Genomic DNA, 25235 nt, shown 5'->3' with positions numbered 1-25235 from the left:
AGATGTCTACCGATTGGATGAAATGAACCTTCTCGCCCTGTCAAGTGGGGATCGATTCTCGTCCTGGTTTCCCTGATTTGGCTCTTGCTCGAACTCACGTTCTTCGAGAGCAGCCTCTAGCCGATCACGTTCAGAGCGGACGGTAGCGAGCTCCGATTGGAGATGGTTGACCTTTGTTTCCAGCCCCTCGATTTGCTCCGATTTCTCCTCCAGTTCAGATTCGAGACGCTTGATTTTCGCTGTCAACAGACGGTTCTTTTCGCGAAGGTGAGCCCGGTCCAAGTCACCAGGTCGATCGTCACTCGTAGGAGATTCGGGGGGTGACTTCGATTCATCGTCAGCTGCGTTCTCCTCGGGCGTGACCCGCTCGCGCCCGTGGTTCAGGTCCGTGTCTTCGATGGCTTCTAGCGTCTCGTTGTAGGTTTCGTACCCGGGGAATCCCTCGTAGGTTCCTTCCTCGCCCTCACGATCGACGAACGCATTCTCCGGACAAATCTCGAGCGCGACAGCCGCTTTCCGAACGGCCCAGAACGGCATCTGGTCGTAGGTCCCGCCGTCGACGCGGTCCGATCCGGCCTCTGGAACCCACACCGGAATGTCGTAGCCGGCGCTCCGCAGTTCGTCGACGGCAGCCCAGTAGTCCTCCCCGTCGAGGTCCGCATCGGCGGCGGAGATAATCCCCGTCGCGAGCGCCATCAGCTTCGCCGGCCCGCCCCCGGCGTTAACCTTCGAATCGCCGAAGGTATTGGCCTGCTCGTCGACGAAACAGGATTGCCCGCTCTCACTGTGGCGCCAGCACGGGTCGAACTGCGGCCGCGGCTGGTTCGGATCCGTATCGTAGGCATCGCTCGCGTAGTGACGGGCAATCTCGGTGATGTCGATATCCTCGACAGCCTCGTAGACGTCCTCTTTGAACGGCGTAACGGGACGGCCTTCGAGGGTACCGTCGAGTTCTGCCATTCGCTCTTCGCGTCGCTGGAGCGCTGCCTCACGCTGTCGCTGGCGCTCCCGTTCCCGCTCACGCTCCGCTTCCACCCATTCCTCCAGCGTGGCCTGCCACCCCCCGTGGTCCTCGTACAGGTCCGGCCAGAGCGTCGCGACAAGCGAGTCGACGCAGTCCGTGTGCTCGACTCGCGTGAGGTCATCGGCCCAACTGACCGCCTGCTCGAGGAGTGCGTCGTCGACACCCTCGAACGGACGGAGTTCGTAGCGGACGTTGTCGGTCGCGATGGGCGTGACGACGGCATCGTGGTCGGCGTGGATCGAGAGTGGCGGCTTGTACTGGCGGTTCTTGTTGTTCACCCAATCGGGCTGAATGACGTCGCCGGCGCCGTCGACGCGCTCGTTCACGCGGGCCTCTGCCTTCTGGAGCCATGCGTTCGAGCGGTCGAGGAACTCGTTGAACACCCGTTCGAGCGCATCCGGATCGTCATTGAAGTGGTCCGCAATTGGTAGTGTGGCCTCCGGGGCCCCAAAGACGTACGCGCCCCCGACGGAGTCCAGCGCATACACCGCCTTCCGCGTGCCGTAGAGCGTTGCATACTCGTCGATGTAGGCGTCGAGGGTACGCTCGACGAGGGCACGCGTCTCGCCATCCAGGTCGCCTCGCTGCGGCTTGATGTCGTCGGCGAGGTCAATATCGCCCCAGGTGGGAACTGCCCGGAGGTCGGCATACCCGGGGGTTGGGGGCTCATCCTGCCAAACGGTCGTCCCCTCAGACTCGTCGTAGCGACAGGGTTCCCACTGTTGGAAGGCGGTCGGTGTCTTGTAGGTGGTGACGGCATAGAGGGTCCGGTTGAGGCGGTCGTGAATCTCGTCGTAGTCACGATCGAGGCGGGCAACCCGTCCGCGCTGCGGATACCCGGCCTTAATCGCCTCGACGTCGTCGTGGTCGCGTTTGATGTACCATCCGACGAAGTCGTTCAACCCGATGGTTGGATAGTTCTTGACAGTCGCCAGCGCCTCGTAGATGGGTTTGGCACGACGGTAGTGCTCGCGGATGGCTGCCTCGGAGAGCGTCATTTCGTGTGCTCCTGCACCTCCTGAGCGGGAGCGAAACGACTACGCACTGGCATCATTCGGTTCCTCCTGGTCGCCGGCGTCGTCCAGCTCGATTCCGACGTAACAGCGTCGCGTCTGACCGTCCAACCACTTCTTGTCACGCTCGAACGCAACGTGGTCGCGAAGCGTACGTGTGAACCGGTTTTTTGGCTTCACCTCGTACTCCTCGGCCGTCGCATATTGCTCGTACGCATCGTAGACCTCAGCGACCGCGACGACCCCGTCGCCGGATTTAACGATGCTATCGCGGACGAATGCTTGGATGCCGAACGGATCGTTCTCGTGGTCTTCCTGCTTCATAGATTGCTTATCGGCAGGTTCGTCTGGCTCCACACCTGCCAGATGGAGTTCATTGTTTTCGATCGCCTCAATGAGCCCAGCAAGGTCTTTGGTCGCGTCAGAGTCTCGAGTGTAGAGCTCGAGATTCTGCTCATCCTCGATGACACCTATCGCATACGAATCATCCGTGTACTCCGGAACGGGTAGGTCGGTACTGGGCACGAACGGGCGCTTGACAGGTACCCAATCCGCTTCGAACGCCTCACGTGACTCGTAGGACTCGGGAAGTTCTCCCGGCCTAAAGACGGTGTATGACTCGCTCTCGGCGTCGTAGCTGTACGTCGCCGGGAACTGATCTTTCGACACAGCGTCGAAGGAGTCGATCCGGGCGTGCTGGTCTCCGGCACTATCCTCGAGGACGAACGCACCGTCCCGCTCGAACCAGCGGGTGTGGCGACTACCACCAGTGGCCGGTCGGACGGCCGTCACTCCATCCGCGGCTCGCGCACCACCGTTGAATGTGACGTTGTGGTTCATCGTATACAGCCGTGTTTCCCCGGAGGAGAGCTGATTTCGCGGCTCGCTGAGGATTTTCGCAAGCCGGTCGGCAATCTCGTCAGCCGGCTGATCGTCGTGGTCTGCGACGACGAACAGCGGGATTCGCTCCTGTTCCTGGGCCTTCCGGAGGTTCGTGAGGACCTTCGCCGGCCGGACGTGGGTGGTGGTTTCGACCTCCACCTGGAGCTCCCGGTCGAGATCCGGATGCGTCGCGATGGCATCGGGGCGGGACTCCCCGTTCTGATCGAGGACCTCCACGGAGAACCCCGCAGTTGCGAGGGATTGCTCGACCGTTTCAAGGACTGCATCGTGGTGCTCGCCCCCGCCGGTCGGTGATGTCGACGTGTCGGGCGCGGCTGCTTGCTCACCCTCGTCTGTGAGCCGACACTGCACCGACGAACCACCGTCCGGGAGATCGACCTCGATGAGCGAGGACGCCTCCCTCACTTCTGGTAGTGTCTCGTAGCCCTGCGCCTCGATGGTGTCTTCCTCGATGCGCGAGAGCAGTTCCTCATCGACGTCCTCGACGGAGACCCAGCCGTTCGTCTCACGTACGTCGTTCGACAGCTGGACGGCGCGAATCGCACGGGCCATCGCGACTTCCAACGGTAGGTCATCCGCGTTCTCCAGAGCGACGTCAGTCGCAGCGTCACGGCTCTCCACGGTCGTCCCGCCGGCGACCCCGTACTCCTCGCGGGTATGCTCGTGGACGGCGTCCAAGGCGTCTTGGAATCGCTCTTCTTGCGTCCCGGTCAGTGGCTGCTCGCTATCGGGATGACCGGGTGGAATCGGAAGGGGTTCGATACTGAACGGGTCGGGGCCGGTTTCGCCGAACTCTGGGCTCGGGAGCTGTGCGATCCACTCGCCACGCGGGAGGGAACTGATCCGATTCTTGAACTCGACGGGATCCATTGCCTCGTGTGAGAGTGCCTCGGCGATGTCGGCGTCGACGGCGATCTTCCCGACGAGCGGACTGCCGATGTTGTTCAGGACGTTCAGGTAGACCTCGCGGTTGCCGGCCTCCTTCATCTGCTCAGGGAACTGCGTCACGAGTTCGATGGATAGCCGGAACTCCCGCCCCTTTTCGAGCAGCGTCGTCAGCGTATCAGAGACGACGACCGACGACGCTTCGTCGATGAGCAGGTTCGCCACGTAGTCGTCTGGCTTGCGGGCCAGCTCGTCGCCGTCGCGACGCTTGACAGCATCGTAGAGCTGCGTCAGAATGACGCCGGTCATCACACGGGCGGCCTCGTCGCGGAGATCGCCGAGGTCGAAGATGACTACTTTGTCCTCGTCGAGGAGGTCGCGGAAGTCGAACTGTGACTCGGTATTGTTGAAGATCCGCCGGAGATGGGCGTCCTGCGTGATGTAGTCCATCCGGTTGCTGATGCCGCTCACGACGTTCGAGAACGTCGCCGGGTTCGAGCGCAGGTGTCGCTCCAGTTTCTCGGCGACCTGCGGGTCGCTGGCTCGCGGTGCATCTTCGGGTGTCGAATCTGGTGGCCCGGCGGCGTGGAACTGGGTCACCGCCTGCTCAAACTGGTCGTGGGTGAAGTAGTTTGTATCCTGCCGGAAGTGTCCGTTTTCGAGGCCGTACTCCTCGTCGTACATCGCCTTGATGAGGTACTTGATGAGCGTCGGCGAGGCGATGGCGTCCTCGTACCGCTCCGGCCCCATCACGAGCTTGATGAGCTCCTCGTAGTGGTCGGCCTTGTCCTGAATCGCGTCGACGCGTCGGACGCCGTCCTCCAATGCCGGCGTGATGTCGAAGAACGCGAAGCCAGGCAGGATGTCGGGCACCGAGAAGTGGAGGACGTTCTCCTCGAGGTCGTCGGTGCCGAAGCGCTTCGCGTGAGCCCGCATATAGTTCTCGGGGAAATTCCCGCCCTTGGAGTCGATGATGAACACTGGCCCGTTCGTCTGGTCGTACAGCGAGAGGGCGTCGTTTTCAAGCGCGACCGATTTGCCGGCGCCGCTCTTCGCGAACCGGCCGACGTGGAACGGAAGTAGATGCGGGGGAATCCGCATCGGCTCCGACGTGGGCGTACCGTCTTCCCCAAGACCGCGGCCGATCGCCATCCCGGCGTCCGTGAACGCATCCATGTGGTCCTGCGCCGGGAGTGGCAGGGGCGTCCGGCTCTCGGGTTCGGCGTCGGACCCCCGCCCGCCCTCGGTCGTGAGGTCAGTTGCCGGCGGAACGACCACGAAGTTCGCCAACTCAGCCGGCCCGAGGACGAGATCGGGGCGGGTCTTCCGCCAGTCGCTCTTGGTAGCCAACGTAGCGTTGAGTACCCGGTCGGCGTGCTTCTTGGCTCGCCGCCCCTTTCGAAGCCCACGGCGGATGCGCTTCGGTCGGAGCCGATAGTGCGGCCCGTTCAGGTGATCGAATACCGACCCGATATCATCGAGACGATGGTCAACCCGCTCTCGTTGTCGGTCGGAGGTCACGAGCGAAAGTGCCCGCATATTCACCGTGAACGTGTGCTGTGGCTCCTTCTCGTCGATAGCCTCGACCCGCTCTCGCCCACCGATGTCGAGATACCGACGCTGTCGCCCGGTGTTCGACGGACTCTGTGGTTCGTTCTCTGTGTTTCCGAGGAGTTCTCCGAAGAACCAGTCGACGACCCGGTCTTCGCCTTCACGGAGCTTCCGCTGGCGCTCTCGTGCCTCGTGCGTCCAGTCCGATTTCCGCTGAAAGAGTACCTGGAACGCGATCGGGTGTTCGGCCCGGGTCAGCTGATCGATGAGTGACGCGAGCGGGGCCCGAGCGTGATCGTCATCGTCGTCTTCCGTATTCGTGAATTGGGGTAGTGTCGTCATCCAGTCTTCCCGCCGGGTAGCCTGCCCGTGCCAACTGATTCCGAGTGGGGTCGTCTCATCGACGGTCGGTTGCGTATGAGCCGGCTGGTGATCGGCATCGAGTTCGGAGTCGGACGGACCAGCCGCTGTGGACTCGTCACTCGAATCGGCCTCGAACAAGACTTCGTCCTCGTCCTGCGACATAGTGCTCTCCGACAGCACACTTCCGCCATCACCGACCGGTTCCTGCCCCGTCGAATCGAAGAGAGTCACGGGCTCTGAATCCGAATTCGGGTCTCCGGAGAATTCCTCAGCTGTCCTGGGGTTCATTCCGTGGCTATCGTCACCTCCGGCACTGTGGTCCTGAGACGGGTCTGCTGTCGATGGGAGTAGCTTCGTTTCCAAGTCAAGGGTGACCCGCTCGAACGTGACGGTCGGAGGATACAGCGTCCGGAGGCGTTCTTCGAAGGCATCTAACCGGCGGTCGGCCCCGTAATAGAACTCGACCGGCTCGTCTGCCCCCTCACTCACTGCGAGGAACTCGAACACCGGTGGCGGATCGCCGAAGGGACCGATACTTGCGAGAAGTCCGTCGTTGCCAGCGTCAAGGCCGTGGAGGCCGGCCAGTTGACGGACTACGGTCTCCGGCGCGAGATCGCTCCGGGAGGGAGTGATCCGGATGTACTCGTCGCCGTTAGCCACTGACGGGATTTCTGACGGGGTCTGTTCAGTCATCCTCCTGAGTGGTAGTGCTAGTTGGTTCACCGCCGTCGGCACGCGTTCCGGCGGGTCGGCTATCTGGATTCGTCACGCTCGTCGTCGGCTCGGGTTCAAGCTCGGCCACGTCCGCAGCGCCGCCGTCGATAACGTGAGCCTCGTAGTCACTTGCCCGAATTCGGAGTGGGAACCATCCCTCCTGGTCGATACCGACGAGCGCCTCAGAGTAGCCGTCCTCGTCTTCCCCGGCCTTCGCGGAGGTAACCCAGTTCACCTGCCGCTCGCTGAGGTCGAACCACTTGGCGATCTTCTCTTTCTCCTCATTGACGCGGTGGAGGACGGTCAACGAACAGAGGTTCGCGATGGTGCGTGCCTCCGGCGTCAGCGCGAATTCACCCCCCGTTTGCGTGATGAATTCGAGGCTCAGATCGAAGTGGCGGCTGTGCCGGACGGCTGTCTCCAGGAAGTCCAACGAGACGGCGTCGTTCATCAGGTAGTGCGCCTCGTCGATACAGAAGACGACGCGCTTGTCGGTCTGTTTGACCCGCTCGTAGACGCTGTTGAACAGCACCTGCATCATCAGGCTGGTCTCCGCCCGGCCACGGGTCCCCTCCTCCTGGTGGAGATCGAGGTAGATGACCTTCGAATCGAGGTCGAACTCGGAGGGGCGAGCCAGATTCTCGAGTTCACCGCCCTCGCGGAATGACGGTCGGAGGTCCTTGAGTAGCGACTGAGCATCGGACTGGACGGCTTCCTGCTCCCCATCCGTGACGTAGCCGTACTCCTCGGGGTCTTCGACCATCTCTTCGAGGACCGTGATGACGTCGTGGATGGTGGGCGAGTCCCGGGTGTGCGTCTCTGGATCGCGGGTGATCCCGCGCTTCTCGTAGGCTTCTTGGACGGCCCGCCGGAGCGTCTGGTTGCGCTCGCCGAGTGGATGGTCTGCGACGTGCTCGAAGAACGTCGCGAAGAAGGTCATCACCCAGTTGATCTGCTCGCCCCACGGGTCGATGTCGTCGACCTCCTGCAGGACGTGGTCGGGCGTCGGTTTGATTTCCAGCGGGTTCAGCCCCCGCCGGCCACCGACCGTGATCCGCTCGCCATCGAGCGCCTCGTTGACGCCGGCGAACCCCCGCATCGGGTCGAGCATAATGACGACCGTATCCTCGTCGAACATCGCCCGCCGCACGAGCCGGAGCTTCGTCGCGAAGGATTTGCCTGCGCCGAGCCGGCCGATAACCATCATACAGTAGCCGGTTTGCCGTTTGAATCGGTCGAGGATGAGTGGACTCGAATTCAGCGCGTACGTCCCGTATTCGATACCGGGTTCCGCAAACGCACCGGAAACGAAGGGGAACATCGCGCCGACTGCCCCGCCGAGCATCGGCGTCTTGCTGTCGAGCGTCTCGTTGAACTGATCCAGGGCGATCGGGCTCGCTGAGGTGAACGTCTTCAGCTGTGACCACCGGGGCGTCACCGGCGTCAGATTCGCAGGCGCTTGTCGGGCTGTCGTCGACACCGACTCGGCGTCGATGTTCTCGCGATCGTTGCCCCTGACCGTGAGATACATCGAGACGTCGAACGCCTGCATCGTCGTGTTCCGAAGGACGTCGTACATCTCCTGGTGGTCCTCGAGGTCTTTCTCGACGCCCCGGGCGCTCGCACGATGCTTCTCGGTCAGGTACTCGTAGTCGGCTTCGAGGTCCTCGATCTTGTTCTCCAGCGAATCCAACGTCTCTCGCGTATCACGAGGATCGATGTGGATGCTGACATCTGTCTGTTGGGTCTCGGCGGCCGCGTACAGTTTTTCGAGGAAGCCATCCATCGGAGCATCGGGATACTCACCGACCCACAGACTCTGCGCCCACTGGGTGTCAGTCCGGAGGGCGCTGGGCGTTCGCTCGATACTCGACGGCGAGACGACGGTCTGATGGATCTCGGGGATGCCGTCGACTGCCTCACCGTCGGCCTCGTAGTCCACGGTAAACTGTGATTCAGCATCTTCCCCCTCTTCGTCGGGGGCCTCGTCTGCGGTCGCCTCGTCGTCAGTTTCTGAACTATCCGAGCCGGTGAAGGGCAGCAGGTTTCCAATCATGACTTGTTGATGACGGGGGACGTTCGAAGCACCTGTTCGGGGTCGCCGTACTCGATTTCCGTGCCGGTCCAGTATTCCGCGATGAGGCGGGTGAGTTCGGCCGCATCAACGGGGCGCGTGTCACACCCCTCGATGCCGCGGAGGCCGCGCTCGACCCGCCGGCGCCGCTCGTCCAGTTCCTCGAGCATCGCGGCTCGCTCTTCCTCCTCCGGCGGCGCCGTGACAATCTGGATGAGGATGCCCAGTACGGGGATCCTAGCGAGCTTTTCGAGGAGGCTGGCCCGTTCGTATCGGACCTCCTCAGGTCGTACCGGAATCAGGACGTAGTGGTCGCGAATGGTCATCTGACGCTGCGCCAGCTCCCGGTCGTACCAGTCGACGTAGTGTTCGATGAGCGCCTGGAGTTTCTCGTTCGATTTGACGTCCGGGTCGCTCAACCGGTCTTCGTACCGCCCGACGTACTCGTCGGCGGGGAACGCCTGCGTCGTCGAGTAAATCTGGATCGGGAACTCGACGGTCGTATTGACGAAGTCCTGGAAGGCCTCCGCCTTCTGGGCCCACTCCTCGTCGGTCGCGAGCGCCATCGTCGGTGGCGACACCTGAACGGCTCCGACAAGAGCCCGGTCCGTCCGCTCGATGGCGTCTTGTCGCGGGTAGACGCGCTCGACGTGAGTGTACTCCTTCGCCTCCTCGTGGGCGATCTCCGTCTCGCTGCGGTGGAAGTTCACGAACAGACCGAGCCAGTCGAGACTGTTGGTGTAGCCGGGCGTGAGGTAGACGAACAGCCCACCGAAGGCGATCGCAATCGCTGCGAGGGGGATCGTGAGGGCGGACACCGGAATGCCACGAACGGTGAGTGACGGTGGGATAACGACCTGCGTCACCAGGACTACCAGTACACCGGGAAGACCGGCGACGGCGAGGTCCGTCAGCGAGTACTTCCCGAGGAACTGGGTGTCGGTACCGAGTGACTTCGGAATTCGTTTCGCGGGGTCAGTTGCGGAGCTCATGGGTTGTTAGTGGATATAGCGTGGCGGGTCATCTGCTGAATCTGGATTCCGGTTCCGAGTCTGGGGGTCCCGGAACGCATCGTCTCGATCGAATTCCTCGCCTCCGTCGTTCCCACTACTATCCTCGCTGGTGGTGGAGCCGGCCGTAGAATCATCATTTCCGCCGCCGAGGTTTCCGCCTCCGCTGTTTCCTCCCCCTCCACCGCTGCCGTCGGTGATCGCTTCACGGAGGCGAGAGCCAGTCGTATTGAGTCGTTGGCCGGTAGAGTGGGCTCTCGAATCACCAGAGTTCAAGACGTATTGGCCACCGCTCTTGACTGCGGGCTCATCGCGCACTCCTCGAACGAAGTTTCTCCCACCCTGTTTGGCCGATTGGACTTGTTCACGCCCTCTAGACAACCGACTACGGGCCTTCTCAGCAGACATATGCCTGGCCGCCCTGTCGGCGATGAAGAACAACGCCCCGGCCTGCCAGAACAAAACAAACGGAGAGGCAACGGCGAGAAGCGGGATAACGAGTGCCGTCAACCAAGCCCCGAACTCACCGGCTGAGGGGCCGAAGCTCGTCCCCAAGATGTCCCCGAGACGGAACAGGAGAGCAACTGGAACCGTCATAAACAGGAAAGGGACGTAGAACCCGGCCAACTTCTTCATGAATTTCGAGACTAGGGCGAACGGCCCGACGCCAGGGATCCAGAATACAATGAGTAGTGGCATCAGGAACACAAATAGGTAGAGTGCCAGTTGTCTCGCTAGGTAAATCAGGCCGATCAACACGAATAGGAGCAAATTCGTTGAGAGAGCGACGACCGTGCCGAGCACGCCCATCCCAGTGAACGACAGCGTCTGGAATAGCGAGATTTCTGACACCGAGGGGACGAGGAACCCAGCCAATGCATCCATAAACCGCAACGATAGCGCTGAGATCCACCACCACGACAAGATACCGAGCAGTCCAGCGAAGGCGCGTTTCTTGAGCTTCGAGCGATGGTATCCGTTGAACAAGTGGCTCGTCGATTCAAGGAAAATGACGATTCCAATCGAGAGGCCGTACAGCGATAGCGAAAGCGGGATAATCATCTCCCAGTAGTAGTCATAAATTCCGGGCCACGCTGCGTTCGTCGGCTGATTGAACACCGAATCTGGATGGGGAGTACCCACCACTGTCCGCAAGACTGCATCACCGTGATTCTCTATGACGGTCTCTATAGGGCTGAAGAGTATCTCAAGGAGTTCTTGGATAGCGCTGATGATAATGTCTCCAAGAGCACCTCCATCGCTGCCTCCGTCACTTTGAGCTAAAACCGGAGCAGTGCCCGTAGTCAGTAGCCCGAAAAAGACGAAGATAGAGCGAACTAGGAATCGGACGGGACTACGCATTGTCTCCACCCCCGTCCAGTAGTTCAATCTGGACGTCTTTACACGGGTGTTGGATTGCGCCTTGATCGTCGATGTGGTATCCACCGGACAGTTCCGCCCGAATCGGTTGCTCAATATCTCCGTGTGGGGTCTGAACAACAACGGTTAATTCTGCAGTATCACTCTCACATGAGACATCGTCGTTGTCATCGATGACGAGAACACCCCGTTGTTTCAGGAATTCCCGTTCAGTACCGGGGCTGAGGAATTCTTCGCTCGCCTCCGGACGCTCGAACGTGGTATCAGCAACGCCGTCTCCTTCGATTACCTCAGGTGCGTTCCGATACGGCGCATTCCGGAAGCCAATATTATACACCCAAGAGGGACCAGTACCGACGTTCTCGACCGTCACAAAGAGCCGACCGCTACTGTAGCCATCATCTTCATCGAACTCCGGTTCGACATCGACGATCTGGATATCGGGCCGAAGCTCCAGGGACATCGACTCAGATGTCTCGCCCGAAACGGCGACTAACTCGTACTCGCCGGCAGAGTACGTCCCACCAGTCTTGAAGACAATCTGTATTTCGACTCTTGTAGCTCCCTGTGCAACGGTTGACTGTTCGAACGTAGTACCATCTGGACCAATCAGATTGAGTTGGTCGACATCGTGATCATCAGCCAGCGTCACCACAAGGTTGGGTCCCGCGAAGCTGATTTCCTCAAATACCGAATCTGTAGACGGCGACGTAGAGGACGAACCTGTTGGGGATTCAGTCTGGTTGCCGGGACCATCGGTTCCGGAACACCCTGCTACTCCTGCAAGCAGGGCTGTTCCAGACGAAGCCAAAAGACGGCGTCGACTAATCCACCGTTCCGAATTCCGGTCATGGGATTCTGAATGTTCTCTGATCATTATAGTGACCTCCACGGGGGCCAGATACGCCACCCTGTAATCCGATCGATGAAGAACACTGCAAGGAGGAACAGCGAGACGGGAACGCCGATCCGGAACAGCGTCGACACCAACTGGAGCACTGAGCCTTGCAGCAGGACAGTATCCGAGTCGCCGGTATAGCCGGGAGGATTGAGCCACCAGTGGCCGGGTTCGTATCGGGCCGACACACCGCCAGGGGAACGTTCAATCGTCGTCGTGACGGTTCCGTTCCCGGTCGTGTTCACCCGCTGCCCGTTGACGACGACGTAGCCGTCCCGTTCGTCGGTATTGATTGGTGCGCCGGTGTTCGCGTTCTGGAGGGTCACCCGGACGGTGACCGTATCTTCGGTCTGGTTCACCACCTCCAGAGAGAGGTTGCTCTCGTCGATCTGGATTCGAGCGAACTCATCGGCGGGCCGTTCTGCCTCAACCCCTCTGACGAGCCCCCACGCACGGACAGTCTCGGGCTGTTCGTCGGTCGTGGCCCGCGTCGCGATGCCGTAGCTGGCCGTGTACGACTCCGTGAGAACATCCAGGTGAACGTTCGACGGGAGCGTCGGCGGCGACGTCGACGTCCCGTACACATCCAGTATCGTCACGTTCCGGCGGGGCGACGGCGTCGGCCCCGTCTCGATGGGGTACGCGTTCACCTGGAGTGGATGGAGCGGTGAGTGGGCGGTCCGCTGTCCGTCGTCCGAGCTGTAGACCAGCGTATCCCAGTCCTTGTCTCGGGCTGAGTAGAACCGCCAGACACCTCGGACATCACCGTTGGGCAACTGGTAGCCGAGCCACGGCTGGTTCTTGTAAACGACGAGGCCGAGATCACCGTTCGGATACTCCGCGATGAACCCTGATACCGCGAGGTCATACTTCGTGACCTCGATGGAATCGGTTACCGTGACGGTCTCGGTCGGGTATGAAACGGAACTCTCCCAGTTGGTACAATCGCCTTCGTCGTTGTGAGCGGTACAAACTTCGACCTCCTTCCGAAGTCGGACCGAGATATTCGCCTGGAGCGTGAGCTGGTGGTCCTCGCCGGCGTATCCATCCAAGGAGTACGACAGTGCCGGCGTGTGGGAACCACCAGCCGTCGTCTCCTCGTCGCCGTCGACGAGGAGTCTCGTCTCCTCAACCTGATGGCTCTCCAGACTCCAGTAGACACGTCGATCGCCGGAGGTGTCGTCAGGCGGCACCGCCACCCGGTAATCGACGGTCCCGCGGAGCGTCCCGTCTGGAGCGACGTAAAGCGGCTGTCTAGACGACGAGAGGCGCGCTCGGGTGGACGGCTGAACGGCGAACACCTCAGTATAGGCTTCCTTGATGAACTGGTCGCTGGTGAGGTCCGCATCTGGTGGATGGATCGACACGGAGCTGTTGGTCGCCGGGAACTCCGAGTGGTCGCCACGGTTCCATCGCTCAACTGCACGCGGGGGCGAATCGAACGGGACATCGGTCCCCTCGCCAAGCTGCTCGACCGCCGACCCGTTACTCAGATTCGCACCGTCGGTCGCACCGTCTTGATCCCCCGACCACAGTTTGTGAAAGGTCTCCTCCGGAACGCCGTGGTCAGTACTATTCGGGGGATGGGCGCCCACTGGAACGGCGGCTGTCGATGCGACGAGGACGGCGGACATGACGAGTGCGAATCCTGGTGCGTGGTTAGAATCCACAACTCGTGCCACCGACCACGATGTTGTTCAGGATGAACTGGACGATCTCCGTCCCGAGGGGGGCGACGATCACGCCCCAGAGCAGGCCCTGATTCCGGACAGATTTCATCTCCTTCTTCCAGTCCGAGCGACGGGTGAACGGGATCGCCACCGTCGCGCCGAGCGCGAGGACGCCGCCGATGAGCGGCCCACCGAACTGGATGATGGTGAAGATGTTCTGGATGGTGTCGGCCATGTTCGAGTCGCAGAATGCGCTCCCCGGATCCGACTGTGCGGCCGCCGTCCCCACGAACAGGATCAGCGGGAGGAGCGCCAGCAGAATCGGGCCGATGGACCTGTGGATGATCCGAATGACGGACGTCGATTCCTCAGTACTGGCCGGCGTCTCGCCGGAGGGGACCTTAGCACACATCGTTTGTGGGAAAGGATAGCACGACCAAAAGAGGTCAGAAAATTTGAATGAATTTGTAGATCTTCAAAGTTCTCCAAGTTCTCTAGAGAAGTTCTCATTCTACTGGGATATATGCGACCGCATAGCCTGGGTCGAACTAATGTCAGACGCGGACACAGCAACCAGCGCCAGCAACTCCGACTCGGATGTTAGCGACGATGTGGCCCGAATCAATATGCGAATCCCGCAGGACAAATACGAGTGGTTACAGGAAGAACTCGACTCATTCACGAGTGATACAGGCCGATTCCAGTACCTCATCCAGTTCTATTCCGACCACAAAGAAGATGACACCGACTGCTGATCTGCGACCCACAGGGCGACTTAGACCTGCAGCGGAGCAACGATGAGAAGCGGGCAATCCTCGCCCTCGAAATAGTACTGCTTTACCGTCGTCGCGTCCTCGAACTCGTCCGCATCCTCAGGAAGGGTGATCGTGCGGGCGCTGCTGTGTTCGTGGATCGAGTAGATGCCGAGTTCGGAGAGGTCCTCACACTCGGCGGGATCCAGTTCTCTACTGACCGCCTCCAACCACGCTTCAACTGACACGGAGGACCGCTCGTCCGTATCAGTTTCACGGGGGGTACTGCGGGGACTGGCTTGTGCCATGATACATTTGCACATACTTGCGTCTTATCTACTAAATACTGACGGCCAATGACTTTCTTAAAATCTGACTATGTAACTAATGAAGTGTTTGTCTGACGCCGACCGAATACACGTTAAGAAACGCTATTCTGAGGCGTTGAGACACGCTTGGATATCAGCACCAGTCGGAAAAGTCAAAATCACGAGAGGAACGGCGACAAGCGACCACCCGACTGGATCCAACTGTGGAACCGGATTCGACGAGAGATAGGCTCCAATTCCGAGTACGACAATAGGGGTATAGAGGAGAGTCGGCGCGATCGAACCGAGTCGGATAGCGACCGTCGGAGCAGACGGGGCGTAAACGGCGTCAACGTATGGGCCACGTCGATTGACACCGAACGAGACTGATTCCGCATAGAGCCTGTGGACGGCGTAGTGTGCGGACTCATGGAGGATCCACGCTACACCACACGCGAGTAGGTAGACGCCGAATATCAGAACCGTCTCATGGAACATTGGAACTACCGTCGAACGGTTCGAAATGGGAGGACATCGCAGATAAGCCTGAAGGGTAACCGTGGCTAGCGACCTTAACCAACAAGCTCGTGAACAACGGCAGGCTGTTGGTTAACGCGGAGAGACAGTCGATACCGCTGCCGTTCCTCATTTGATCTCGATGACCTCGCCCTGGCCTTCGTGGAGTCGCTCGCGGATTTCAGTTAGTAACTCCTGCCCTTCCTCGTACAGCTCACTCCCTTCATCAAGTGACACCTCATCCGCGTCGAGTTGGTCGATAATCTCTTCGATTCGGTTCATCCGACTCCTGATGTCCGTGTCTTTTGCCATCGATTAGATCACCCCCAGCCAGAGTGCAGTAATGAGCAGCAACAGCACTAGGAGCACGACAATTGCAACCTTGTAGTAAACTGGCGACAGGCCCTCAGGCGCGGTCGCCTCTTCGACTGCCTCGGCCAGTTCCTGTTCGTGTTCGTGCTCCTGTTCAAAGGTCTCGTACGCGGCCTCAAGCTGTTGCTCAAGCGGGCCAATGTCGCTAGCCAGGAAGTCATTCCGAGACTTCGCGATGTACTCGCCGGCCGCTGTCGGTGTGATCGCGGCCATATCCGCTACCCGATCCGCGATTAGCCGGTCGTCAGTATGGCCAATTGCCGTGACGATCGGGGTGTTCGCGGTGAAGATCGCTTCCGCGACCCGCTCGGTGTTGAACGCCTGAAGGTTCGAATCGCTCCCACCGCCGCGGCCGACGATAATTGAATCGACGTCCTCGGAGCGGTCCAGATGGTGAATCCCGTTCGCGATAGACGTCGGTGCCTCTGACCCTTGGACGGTCGCATCCTTCACCAGGATGTCGACTGTAGGGTCTTGCTCGTGGATCGCGCTCTGGATGTCGTACCGAGCATCCCCTCGGAGTGAGGTCACAACACCGACCCGTTCCGGAAACGCTGGCGGGCGCTGTTTCTGCTCGTCGTCGAACCAGCCACGCTCTTCGAGCTCGCTGCGCAGTCGCTCGACCGCGGCCGCTTGGTCGCCGTCGCCGACGACGATCACTTCCCACGGCTTGAGGTCGATTTTCCCGCCTTCAGTCCAGTAGTCGATATCGCCTTCCAGGATGACCTCAGTCCCGTCCTCGAGCTCGGCGTCCATCTTCCGATAGCGGTTTGCCCAGATCATACAGGGGAGCTCGGCGTCGCCATCGGTAAGCGTGAAGTAGAGCGCTGTACTGTTCTGATGGAGATCCGTGACTTCGCCAATACAGCGGACACCGTCGAGGGCAGGCGCATCCTCGACGACCGAGGCGATTCGGTCGTTCAGCTGTGACACGCTGAGGACGTCTCCTGCCTCAGGCTCGACCGCCTGCCGTTCAGTATCCGGTGCGTCCGCCATCTTCGTTTCCTAACTTCTGTACAGGAACCTCAAAAAGCTACGTTCGAGTGACGGGCTTGGCTGCGTTACGCAGGCCTACAGGTCGCGGGGCTGGACCGTCTTCCGGTCGTTGGACTCGGCACGCTCTGCGGCGTCGTCGAGCAGTTCGGCGACCTCCTCGTTGAGCGTGTCGTAGAAATCTGCCGAGACGTTGTTGTCCGAGAGTGCGTCCTTCACGGCTGCTTTGACGATTAGGTCAGACATTCCATCGCGGAATTCACCTGTCCACTATATAAAGGTTCGAAGTTTTCACGCGATATCCCGACCCAGTCAAGCCAAAATCGCCTCGGGGTACCAGAGAGAACATATGCCACCCCTCAAAATAGAGAACAGACGGATGCACGATCTAACTGGGTTCCAGCGGGACATCTTGTATGTAACGGCCGGGCTCAAGGAACCACACGGGCTCGCAATCAAAGACGAACTCGACGACTACTACGAACAGGAGATCAACCACGGGCGCCTCTATCCGAATCTCGACGACCTCGTCGACAAAGGACTGCTCGAGAAGGGTGAACTCGACAGGCGGACGAACGTATACACAGTTACACAGCGCGGTCAGCGTGAAATAGAGGCACGTCGTGAGTGGGAAACCCAGTATCTGGGAACCGTGGACTCAGGGACTGCATAGCGTTCTATCCAAGTGGGTGCAGTAATCGAACAATCAAGTTCTCGTTTCAACGAAATACATCCGAGGGCTCGTTACGATCCATCCGCCAATAGGTTATCGACGAGGCGGGTGAACCGGTCGATCATCCGATCGGACAGCGAGGGGGAGATCTCTTCGAGGAGGCGAGCGGTCTCAGTCCGCTCGGCTGCGACCAGCGTCACGTGATTATTGACATCTCGGTGTTTCTCGATGAGATTCTGTTCCGTCAAATGATCCAAGTGCCACTCAAGGGTTCCCCGAGCAATCCCGAGGGACTCTGTGACAGCGTTCGGGCTGGATGTTCCCTGTTCGAGAACACAGAATAAGATGTCGCGTGCTGTTTCCCGGCGAAGGACAGCGATTGCTCCCCGCTCCCACGCATCATATTCCGGTGTGTAATAGTGGGTCCGGCCATAGAGAGGTAGGTTGACCACTCTCTCTTGATTCTGGAGTTTCCTGAGATGGTACTGTACCTGTCCTGGTGCGAGGTCGAGTCTCCGCGTGAGCGCGTTGAAGTGTTCTCCAGGGTGGGTGGCAATATACTCGTGAATTCGGTCACGTTGGTGTGTCATGTATCGAAGTTGGTCTCGTTCGAAATGGTTCGGGAGTGATAGACTGCAGCAATAACGAGCGCTACAAGAATGACATCAAGCCCGTGTTCGAGGAGGTGATGCTCGGCTTGTGAAAACAGGCCTACGATGGAGATCCCCGCAACCGCAGAGCGTCCAAGAAGGGCAGCCAATGCAGCGACGATTAACAGATATGGACGGGATTGGCGTTGAACGAACGCGCCGATCGCAAGTCCCAGAAGTACCGCTGTACCCGCAGCCGCGGCGGTGATCACCACGAGCAACGGAAGGGACTGCGAACCGGTAAACCCGCTATGGAGTGGGACAAATCCCGCCATGTGGGCTGAATTTGAAACGCAGTTACCTGAGAACGTCGATTCGAGTTACTCCGGATGTTAGAATTGTAGAGAGTGGTTGGTGGTTCCAAACCTCTTCAGAGGGAGCAGTACCCAGATGCGAACCCAAGATTGTCTCACTTTTTTGTCCTTCACTATCACGACATACACGTATGTCCTCGTTCTCAGATCGTGCGCTCCTGACGGCGGTCGTCGCGGATGTCACGCTGATTCTCGGGTACGCCATCAGTGCGGTTCATCCTGACCGTCGAGTGTGGCCCATCGGTGACAGCTCTTGGCGGTGGTGGTTCAATTGGTCAGCGCTCTCCGTCGTGTTCGCTGGGTTTCCCGTGCTGGGCGCGCTCGATCGGGACTCCTTCATTTTCACCGAACGTTGGAGCAAACTCACGGGTAGCGGTATCGCCGCACTCGGGATGGGATTTGCCCTCTCAGCACTCTTCGAACTTGGGTGGATGGAAAGCAGTGGAAGAGAAGGGGAACTTCGGACGAACGGTATCTACCAGTACACGCGCAACCCTCAGAGCGTGGGATTCATTACGTTCATCGTCGGCGCGATCATTGCAGTGAACTCCCGGAAACTGGCTGTACACGGCATCTTGACCATCCTCGTGTACGCACTGTTCCCGTTTGCCGAAGAACCGTGGCTGCGAGAGCAGTATGGCCAGGAATACGAGCAATACCGCAAGCGGGCCCCCCGATTTATCGGGTGGAACTTGGTGAAGAAGCTCATCACCAGATAGTCTACTACCGACCTTGAGCGGGGATTCAAGAACTCTACCAGAACCGCCTTTTCCGTTGGCTTCCTAACTGTCGTCAATGACTGATGAGAGAGGTATCCCTCGCAGAGAATTCCTCAAGTCGGCCGTCGCTATCGGAGGCGCAGCGGCATTCAGTGCCTGTTTAGGCCGTGAAGATGTTGACGTCCCAACAGGGCCGGATGATCTCTCGTCGTATCCACAACGTCAGCACGCTTGGAATGAGGCCCTCCCACGGGACGACCACGGGAACGTCGTCGCTCCGAGCCATCGTGTGCTCCTCTATCTAAATTACCGACGAGACGGGCCCCCGAACGAAGACGACCGTGACCAAGTTGAAACAGCTCTCCGTGGGATCGAACACGCCTACGAGCGAAGCGGGGGCGGGTTATTGCTCACGGTGAGTTATTCTCCGGCATACTTCGACCGATTCGACGAATCGCTTCCCGAAGACGTTGACCTCCCTGATCCAGAAGCACTTGCGCCGTTTGAGGATCCCGAGTTCGATACGCCCGATGCAGTCGTCCATCTCGCGAGTAACACGGCACAGGTGGTGCTCGGTGCCGAAGAAGCCCTCAAAGGGAACAAATCAACCCTCAACGGTGTCGATCAGCCTGACGCTACACTGACCGATGTTTTCTCAATCGCCGACCGGCGGACGGGCTTTATTGGGGACGGGTTGCCGGCGGAGAATGCTGACGATGCAGAGGGTGTTCCGGCAGATAAGGTCCCAGAGGACGCGCCGCTGTTTATGGGATTCAAATCGGGATTCAAAAAGAACCAGGCCAGTGAAGATCGCGTGACAATCCAGTCGGGGCCGTTCGCCGGTGGAACGACCCAGCACATCTCCAAGCTCCAGCTCAATCTCAATCAGTGGTACAATCAGGACGATCGCTGGCAGCGTGAGGCGAAGATGTTCTGTCCGTACCACGCCGAGAACGACGTAATCGAGGGCGCTGGAGACAATCTCGGAACCAGCAGCAAAATCGACGACTGTCAGCCAACGGATGAGACGGCCCGCGAGATGGGCGTCGTCGGTCACTCCCAGAAATCCGCCCGCGCTCGCGATGACGATGACTCGCCTCTCATCCTTCGGCGCGACTTCGATTCTACCGACGGTGAAACCGCCAGCCTCCACTTCCTTGCGCTCCAGCGACGGATCACCGACTTCGTCGACACGAGAGAAGCGATGAATGGCACTGACGTCACCGAGCAGTCGGCCGTCGGTCAGCGAAACAACAACGGCATCCTGCAGTACATCCGAACGGAGCGTCGCGGTAATTTCCTCGTCCCCCCACGGTCGTTGCGTTCGCTGCCGCCTGCGCGACCGGTCGAGAACGCACAGGAGGTGACGCATGAATCGTCGTGACGTGCTTCGGGCGGTCGGGGGCACGTCACTCGTGGGGCTCGCGGGGTGTACCGGCCTGTTTGAGACGCGGTCAGCGCGGGCACCACCGCTCCCCGAGAACCGCCCGGACGCAGTCTACTATCCGACCCACTACGAGGGCATGAAAATGCCCGGAATGAAGGAACAGGGCGGGTACAGTTGTGCGCTCACGTACTCGTATGCGCACCGGTTCTGGCTGATGAAGCCGAATGGGATCACGAAGGTCGAGATTCAATCCGAAGATTCGATTCACCTGATGCCGGTCGTTTGGGAGACACAGACGGGGATCATCCCACCCGATATCAATCCACAGCTCACGATTACACAGGACGGCGAGCAGGTCGACCAGTTCGCACCGTGGCCGATGCTCTCCCAGCCGATGGGGTTTCACTTCGGCGATAACGCACAGCTCCAGGGCGACGGCACATACACTGTCGAGGTCAGCATCGGCGGGCCGTCGACGCGACGGACGGGGTCGCTGGCCGAGAATCAGGGGAACGCCTCGTTCACGTTCGAGTTCGAATTCAGCGAATCGACGCTCAACGAGATCTCGTATACGGACATTCCCGACGACAGAGAAGGCACGAAGGGTGCTGTCGACCTGATGGACATGGAGATGTTACCGAGTTCGCAAGTGCCGACACCGGACGCGCTCCCGGGGGACGTTCGTGGCTCGGGGACGAGTGGGGACGCGAAGTTCGTGGTTACGATCCTCGAAGACGCGTCACGTTTCGGTGGGGACGAGGAGCAGAGGTATCTCGCTGTTTCTCCGCGCACACCCTACAATCGAACGATGCTGCCGATGATGTCGCTTTCGGGAACACTGCACCGTGACGGGATGTCAGTGTTCGACGGAATTCTACAGGCAACCATCGATCCAGAGCTCCGCTATCACTACGGAGCGACGGTCGCAGATGTACAGACGGGAGATGAGCTGACGATCACGGTCGATTCGCCCCCACAAACAGCTCGCCATGAAGGATACGAGACAGCCTTCGTTGATATGCCAGATGTGCAGGTGACGTTGTAGTTCCAAAGGTGTCTTTAGAATTCCAACCGAAGCCAAATCTATGGAAGAGAAGCACCTCCTACTGGCGACGTTACTTGGCGTTGTCTCACTCCTGGTACTCACCGGATTCGTCGTTCGCTTAGCGTAGACAGTCACAGAATGGCCGAGGCTGGCAGTTACAGAAACCCCCGGTTGACGACAGCGAGGTCGACTCAATGAATCTACCAAACATAGTATCTCAGAGGAGAACATGAATCGGAGAACGTTTCTCAAACAGGGGACTGCTCTCTCGGGGGGCCTGGTACTGTCTGGTTGCCTGGGGCGGCTCGGATTCGAGACGCAGTCTGCATGGCGTGATCCACCGATCGTGGAGGATCGACCTGACGCGGTCTACTATCCGGCAATCATCGAAGGGATGGGAATGTACGGAACGACGACGGCAGGCAGTCTCGGATTTGCACTGATGCACTCCTTCCCGCACCGTTTCTGGAACCTCACTGGCTCACGAAAGACGAAAGTCGTCGTTCAGTCGGATGATTCGGTGCATCTGATGGCGAGTGTCTGGGACACCGAGACGGAGACGATCCTCCCGGTCGACGTCTCTGTCGAAATCAGTAACAGCGACGGTCGAGTGTCCTCGACCAACCTCTGGCCGATGATCTCGCCGAATATGGGGTTCCACTACGGCGACAATATCGCTCTCCCGGGGGAAGGACAGTACGATGTGACGCTCCAGGTTGGCCCGTTGCAGACAGCTCGTACGAGTCCATTCAACGGGCGATTTACAGAGGGACAGTCTGCCACGATGCAGTTCACGTTCGATACGGATGAGACGTACAATTTGGAGATTCGCCGGTTAGGGGACAAAGCAGGCACCCGTGGGACAGTCGATCTAATGGATATGGAAATGATTCCTGAACCGGTCGTGCCGACAAAATCCGAGCTTCCCGGTCGACTACTCCACGAAGGGCAATCCGGTGACGCAACGATGCTGGTTGCTCTCGTTGACGGTGACCATCGGTTTAGTGATACTGAAGGACCCTTCCTAATCGTTTCTCCACGCACACCCTACAATCGCGTGATGCTCCCGAGGATGGCTCTTTCAGCAACACTCGACCGTGGAGGGGATACAATCACACAAGGGACACTCCAAGCGTCCCTTGATCCTGACCTCGGGAGTTTCTATGGGATGGGTATTGATGAACTCAAGACTGGCGATACGGTCAGAATCACTGTAGAGACACCACCCCAACTGGCGCGCCACGACGGCTACGAAACCGCGTTTCTCGACATGGACCCGATTGAGTTCACTGCCGAGTGATCTTTCTGGTTGAGTTCTGACCTTAGTGTGCGATCCGTTGTTCTCTCGAAACCACCAGAATCAGGGTAGATATGGGGGCGTCGCTCCTGGAAGTGAGAGAATCCAGAGGCTAATAACGGTGTACCCGATCATCACACCGATGAACGGGTACTGGCTCCGGATTGCGACGAGACGACTCGAGAAGAGTTCGTAGGCGGTCGCGTGCGCTGCCCAGATAGCGAGGAGATGCCCGATGAGCACGTAGGCGATACTCAAACCCTCGAACCACCCAGGTGGAGACAATGTCAGGGGATTCGCTGGGGGCGACAGTGGAGAGAGAATTGCCATGCCTAGAGCCGGACTGAGGGATACAGCCAGTCCGGTGTAGTGGGCGAGGTGATATCCCGCTGCGATGGCCAATAGCGAGGGTGCAAACCGAAAGGCGATACGTTTCGCTGTGATGTATGTCCCGGTCCGTCGCCGAGAGAGTACGCCCGCATACCAATACGCGGCGAAGAAAACGACGTAGCCACTGACGAAAAGGAGTGTGTAGATGAGGATCGCACGAATCTGTACGGCTCCCACTCCAATATTGGAGAGGCTGACGAGTGCCTCGGTAGTTGCTGCGCCCGTCTGCGTCGTGATGAAGCCGCTGTACGTGAGCTCCCAAATCAGCGCAATGACGAACGCAACATCGGAGGTGTCCGTGATTAAGTCTGAGTCAGTCAGGTCGCTACCGGGCAGTTTTACAGTGAGCTTCCCGTCCCGCCGTTTTACAGGGGCGACAGCCCCGAAAAATCGGAACAGGACGGATAACGGATCTGCGTTCTCGAACCACGCGTCAGGACCGAAGAGTACTGCGCCTGCGATTGTGACGGCACTGTAGCCGAGGATCGCAAGCGAAAGAATTGACGGAATCGTGCTGACAGGGAAAATCACCTCAATCCACACAAGGAGTAATAGGCCACCGACAGCTGGCCATCGGGCTAATTCTCTTGGATACGTTCTGTGTCCAGCTGGGAGAAGCGAGACGATCCCTCGCCAGGGGTTCAGTGCTGGCCAAACGTTCCCTCCAAGATACGTAAGCATCGGCAAGCCCGCTCGAACGACGACAAATGTGACGAGAATGGTGAAGCTTGCTGTCGGGAGCTGCGGTCCGGTCAGTCCGAGATACACTGCCAGTCCAAGGACGACAATCCCAAAACTACGTCCGATCCATCGAATCGGTGTCCACCAGTCGTCGACCGTCGGACCGGGGAGTGACCAGTTGTGGAGATAGCGGATAAAGGCTCGATCAGTAACGAAGCTCGCAAGTAGGGCAGAGGCGCCGATCGTGGCGCCGCCAGTGGCAAGATACAGCCATCGGGGAACGGCAAGGGTATCCCGAGGCTGCTTCGAGAGCGTCATCCCGTTACCGGCAGCGACTGTTTCGGTAAACAGCGTCAGTATCGAGACCCAGAGTACAAACTGTACGAAGAGTCTGAGCTTCGTGTTCGAGACGACCCAATGACGAAGCCTCGACCCTGGACCTGACTCTATGTGTACCTCTTCGCTTGCCCCGGTGTTCGTATCTGAGTCAGGCAAAGATAGCATACATGAATAGAAGACCGAAGTACAGGAGCACGAGGGCTCCAAGCGCTTTCAGACGGAGTGTACGCAACTCGTCTTCTTCGTCTGCTCGGGCAGAGAGGAATGCGTCCTCCTCGTCGTCATCCAGCTCTTGGGGATGTTCTAAGCCTTTGTGGAGGACGAGGCGGTCGGTCGTCGGGAACGGATGCCCACAGTAATCACACTCCCCTGCAGGTGAGTCACGCCGTGGAACCGTAGTGCCTTCGTATGACATACTCTCGAAAGCTGTTATTCGGCCGTAGGCCAGTCAGCGTTGAAACCGTTCTGGTTCGACGTTCGAACTTCTCCGCTCGCGTATCGACCTACGTGGCGTCATCAATGGCCAGAATGGTCGGTTACAACAGATCTGCTAGCGAAGAACGAAGTTGTCCAAACGCTCCCTTTGACAGCGTGGAAGTAGTCTTTTGTTCAGAGTGGTTGTCTTCGACTGGAGACTGACTCTCCGTTTCTCGCTCTTCTTCGTAGGCGTCGCAGTAGATGCACATAAAAAAGAGTAGGCAGAGCGTCTCTATAAAACCATTTGACCGTAAGATGGGATAGCGCGGAGAATCGGGACTAAGCAGTATTACCAGCTTCAGACTGTGAGGTTATACCGCACCAATATTAACTAACGGCTGAATTACAGCCATTTTCTATTAACTATAGGGGTATCAATAACAGCCGATTTATTATATCGTGAAGCTCAACTCGAGATAATGAGCGATTCCGAAGACACGGATTCAACCTTCACGGGAGCGAGTCCATGGCCACTCTTTGTCGCTATTGGATTTGCTCTCTCGGAGGTCGGTGTCGTTCTCGGCCTTCGTCCTGTCTCTGTTGCGGGACTGTTGTTGTTCGTCGGATCTGTTGCTGGCATTCTCACAGAGGCGGAGTATATTACTGAACCAGCGAAAGCAGCAGGTGTTCAAGGATTCGTCCTCTTCGGCATCGGTATCTTGCTGATCACACAGAACCAGACCGGGACGACAATCCGCGGTCAATCGATTGCGATCGCTGGTATCCTGTGTCTCGTTGGTGCACTTGTCTGGGTAGGCTTCGTTCGAAGGAAGACCCGCGCAACGGTATCGACAGCAGAGACGTCGGAAACAACATCTGATTGAGTTTCAGTAACAA

General features: G+C 58.9%; 23 protein-coding genes. 7 read left to right on the top strand and 16 right to left on the bottom strand.

What is annotated here, in order from left to right; genetic code table 11:
• Window positions 1-6 precede the first annotated feature (6 nt).
• The 8 genes from ACQE3M_RS14070 to ACQE3M_RS14035 are packed head-to-tail and all read right to left on the bottom strand — an operon-like array spanning window position 7 to window position 13897.
• On the bottom strand, window positions 7-2022 hold the full coding sequence (locus ACQE3M_RS14070; protein ID WP_134671650.1) for a hypothetical protein: 2016 nt from the start codon (window positions 2020-2022) through the stop codon (window positions 7-9).
• Between the two features lie 39 nt (window positions 2023-2061).
• Window positions 2062-6432, bottom strand: coding sequence for a type IV secretory system conjugative DNA transfer family protein (locus ACQE3M_RS14065; protein WP_004594534.1), 4371 nt, complete (start codon window positions 6430-6432; stop codon window positions 2062-2064).
• Window positions 6425-8509, bottom strand: coding sequence for a VirB4 family type IV secretion system protein (locus ACQE3M_RS14060; protein WP_004594535.1), 2085 nt, complete (start codon window positions 8507-8509; stop codon window positions 6425-6427). Before ACQE3M_RS14060 ends, ACQE3M_RS14065 begins: the two co-directional genes overlap by 8 nt.
• The gene (locus ACQE3M_RS14055; protein ID WP_004594536.1) at window positions 8506-9519 is read right to left on the bottom strand and encodes a hypothetical protein; all 1014 of its coding nucleotides are present in this window, start codon (window positions 9517-9519) and stop codon (window positions 8506-8508) included. Before ACQE3M_RS14055 ends, ACQE3M_RS14060 begins: the two co-directional genes overlap by 4 nt.
• A gap of 6 nt (window positions 9520-9525) precedes the next feature.
• Complete coding sequence (locus ACQE3M_RS14050; protein ID WP_004594537.1) at window positions 9526-10899, bottom strand: hypothetical protein; 1374 nt, start codon at window positions 10897-10899, stop codon at window positions 9526-9528.
• A complete protein-coding gene (locus ACQE3M_RS14045) occupies window positions 10892-11794 on the bottom strand; it encodes a hypothetical protein (protein ID WP_011222439.1) in 903 nt (300 codons plus the stop codon). Before ACQE3M_RS14045 ends, ACQE3M_RS14050 begins: the two co-directional genes overlap by 8 nt.
• Window positions 11794-13449, bottom strand: coding sequence for a DUF8186 domain-containing protein (locus ACQE3M_RS14040; RefSeq protein WP_011222438.1), 1656 nt, complete (start codon window positions 13447-13449; stop codon window positions 11794-11796). Before ACQE3M_RS14040 ends, ACQE3M_RS14045 begins: the two co-directional genes overlap by 1 nt.
• A 25-nt stretch (window positions 13450-13474) precedes the next feature.
• Window positions 13475-13897: a hypothetical protein gene (locus ACQE3M_RS14035; RefSeq protein ID WP_004594540.1), complete on the bottom strand. Its 423-nt coding sequence runs from the start codon at window positions 13895-13897 to the stop codon at window positions 13475-13477.
• Between the two features lie 139 nt (window positions 13898-14036).
• On the opposite strand from ACQE3M_RS14035, the gene ACQE3M_RS14030 reads away from it, so the two are divergent.
• Complete coding sequence (locus ACQE3M_RS14030) at window positions 14037-14240, top strand: hypothetical protein (protein ID WP_004594541.1); 204 nt, start codon at window positions 14037-14039, stop codon at window positions 14238-14240.
• 20 nt (window positions 14241-14260) lie between these two features.
• On the opposite strand, the gene ACQE3M_RS14025 is transcribed toward ACQE3M_RS14030, so the two are convergent.
• The 4 genes from ACQE3M_RS14025 to ACQE3M_RS14010 all read right to left on the bottom strand — a co-directional run bounded on the left by ACQE3M_RS14025 (window position 14261) and on the right by ACQE3M_RS14010 (window position 16672).
• Entirely contained in the window at window positions 14261-14545 is a 285-nt protein-coding gene (locus tag ACQE3M_RS14025) for a hypothetical protein (protein ID WP_049909612.1), read from the bottom strand.
• A 645-nt stretch (window positions 14546-15190) separates the two neighbouring features.
• Window positions 15191-15373 carry an exodeoxyribonuclease VII small subunit gene (gene xseB / locus ACQE3M_RS14020; RefSeq protein WP_011222436.1) on the bottom strand — a complete coding sequence of 61 codons (183 nt, stop codon included), beginning with the start codon at window positions 15371-15373 and terminating at the stop codon, window positions 15191-15193.
• 3 nt (window positions 15374-15376) lie between these two features.
• Window positions 15377-16429 carry an exodeoxyribonuclease VII large subunit gene (xseA, locus tag ACQE3M_RS14015; protein ID WP_004594545.1) on the bottom strand — a complete coding sequence of 351 codons (1053 nt, stop codon included), beginning with the start codon at window positions 16427-16429 and terminating at the stop codon, window positions 15377-15379.
• 75 nt (window positions 16430-16504) lie between these two features.
• A complete protein-coding gene (locus ACQE3M_RS14010; RefSeq protein WP_004594546.1) occupies window positions 16505-16672 on the bottom strand; it encodes a DNA-binding protein in 168 nt (55 codons plus the stop codon).
• Between the two features lie 133 nt (window positions 16673-16805).
• Here ACQE3M_RS14010 and ACQE3M_RS14005 point away from each other — a divergent pair, with 133 nt between their 5' ends.
• Window positions 16806-17099: a PadR family transcriptional regulator gene (locus ACQE3M_RS14005; protein WP_004594547.1), complete on the top strand. Its 294-nt coding sequence runs from the start codon at window positions 16806-16808 to the stop codon at window positions 17097-17099.
• 71 nt (window positions 17100-17170) lie between these two features.
• Here the strand turns inward: ACQE3M_RS14005 and ACQE3M_RS14000 are convergent, their stop codons facing one another.
• Complete coding sequence (locus tag ACQE3M_RS14000) at window positions 17171-17689, bottom strand: winged helix-turn-helix transcriptional regulator (RefSeq protein WP_004594548.1); 519 nt, start codon at window positions 17687-17689, stop codon at window positions 17171-17173.
• Window positions 17686-17964, bottom strand: a complete 279-nt coding sequence (locus tag ACQE3M_RS13995) for a DUF7471 family protein (RefSeq protein ID WP_225935279.1) — start codon at window positions 17962-17964, stop codon at window positions 17686-17688. The genes ACQE3M_RS14000 and ACQE3M_RS13995 overlap by 4 nt, the downstream gene beginning before the upstream one ends.
• 230 nt (window positions 17965-18194) lie before the next feature.
• Between ACQE3M_RS13995 and ACQE3M_RS13990 the strand changes: the two genes are divergently transcribed.
• The 4 genes from ACQE3M_RS13990 (at window position 18195) to ACQE3M_RS13975 (ending at window position 22514) form a co-directional block, all read left to right on the top strand.
• Window positions 18195-18782, top strand: a complete 588-nt coding sequence (locus tag ACQE3M_RS13990; RefSeq protein ID WP_004594550.1) for a methyltransferase family protein — start codon at window positions 18195-18197, stop codon at window positions 18780-18782.
• Between the two features lie 76 nt (window positions 18783-18858).
• Window positions 18859-20166, top strand: coding sequence for a twin-arginine translocation signal domain-containing protein (locus ACQE3M_RS13985; protein WP_011222434.1), 1308 nt, complete (start codon window positions 18859-18861; stop codon window positions 20164-20166).
• Complete coding sequence (locus ACQE3M_RS13980) at window positions 20153-21214, top strand: iron transporter (RefSeq protein ID WP_004594552.1); 1062 nt, start codon at window positions 20153-20155, stop codon at window positions 21212-21214. Before ACQE3M_RS13985 ends, ACQE3M_RS13980 begins: the two co-directional genes overlap by 14 nt.
• A 229-nt stretch (window positions 21215-21443) precedes the next feature.
• Window positions 21444-22514, top strand: coding sequence for an iron transporter (locus ACQE3M_RS13975; protein ID WP_011222433.1), 1071 nt, complete (start codon window positions 21444-21446; stop codon window positions 22512-22514).
• Window positions 22515-22574: 60 nt separating this feature from the next.
• Here the strand turns inward: ACQE3M_RS13975 and ACQE3M_RS13970 are convergent, their stop codons facing one another.
• The gene (locus tag ACQE3M_RS13970; RefSeq protein WP_004594554.1) at window positions 22575-24086 is read right to left on the bottom strand and encodes a hypothetical protein; all 1512 of its coding nucleotides are present in this window, start codon (window positions 24084-24086) and stop codon (window positions 22575-22577) included.
• Window positions 24070-24336, bottom strand: coding sequence for a hypothetical protein (locus tag ACQE3M_RS13965; protein WP_004594555.1), 267 nt, complete (start codon window positions 24334-24336; stop codon window positions 24070-24072). Before ACQE3M_RS13965 ends, ACQE3M_RS13970 begins: the two co-directional genes overlap by 17 nt.
• 481 nt (window positions 24337-24817) lie before the next feature.
• Between ACQE3M_RS13965 and ACQE3M_RS13960 the strand changes: the two genes are divergently transcribed.
• The gene (locus ACQE3M_RS13960) at window positions 24818-25222 is read left to right on the top strand and encodes a DUF7541 family protein (protein ID WP_004594556.1); all 405 of its coding nucleotides are present in this window, start codon (window positions 24818-24820) and stop codon (window positions 25220-25222) included.
• Window positions 25223-25235 lie beyond the last annotated feature (13 nt).

This window comes from Halosubterraneus shenae (assembly GCF_050510935.1).
Lineage (GTDB): Archaea > Halobacteriota > Halobacteria > Halobacteriales > Haloferacaceae > JBDGPU01.
This window is presented reverse-complemented; position numbering and strand designations above follow the sequence as displayed.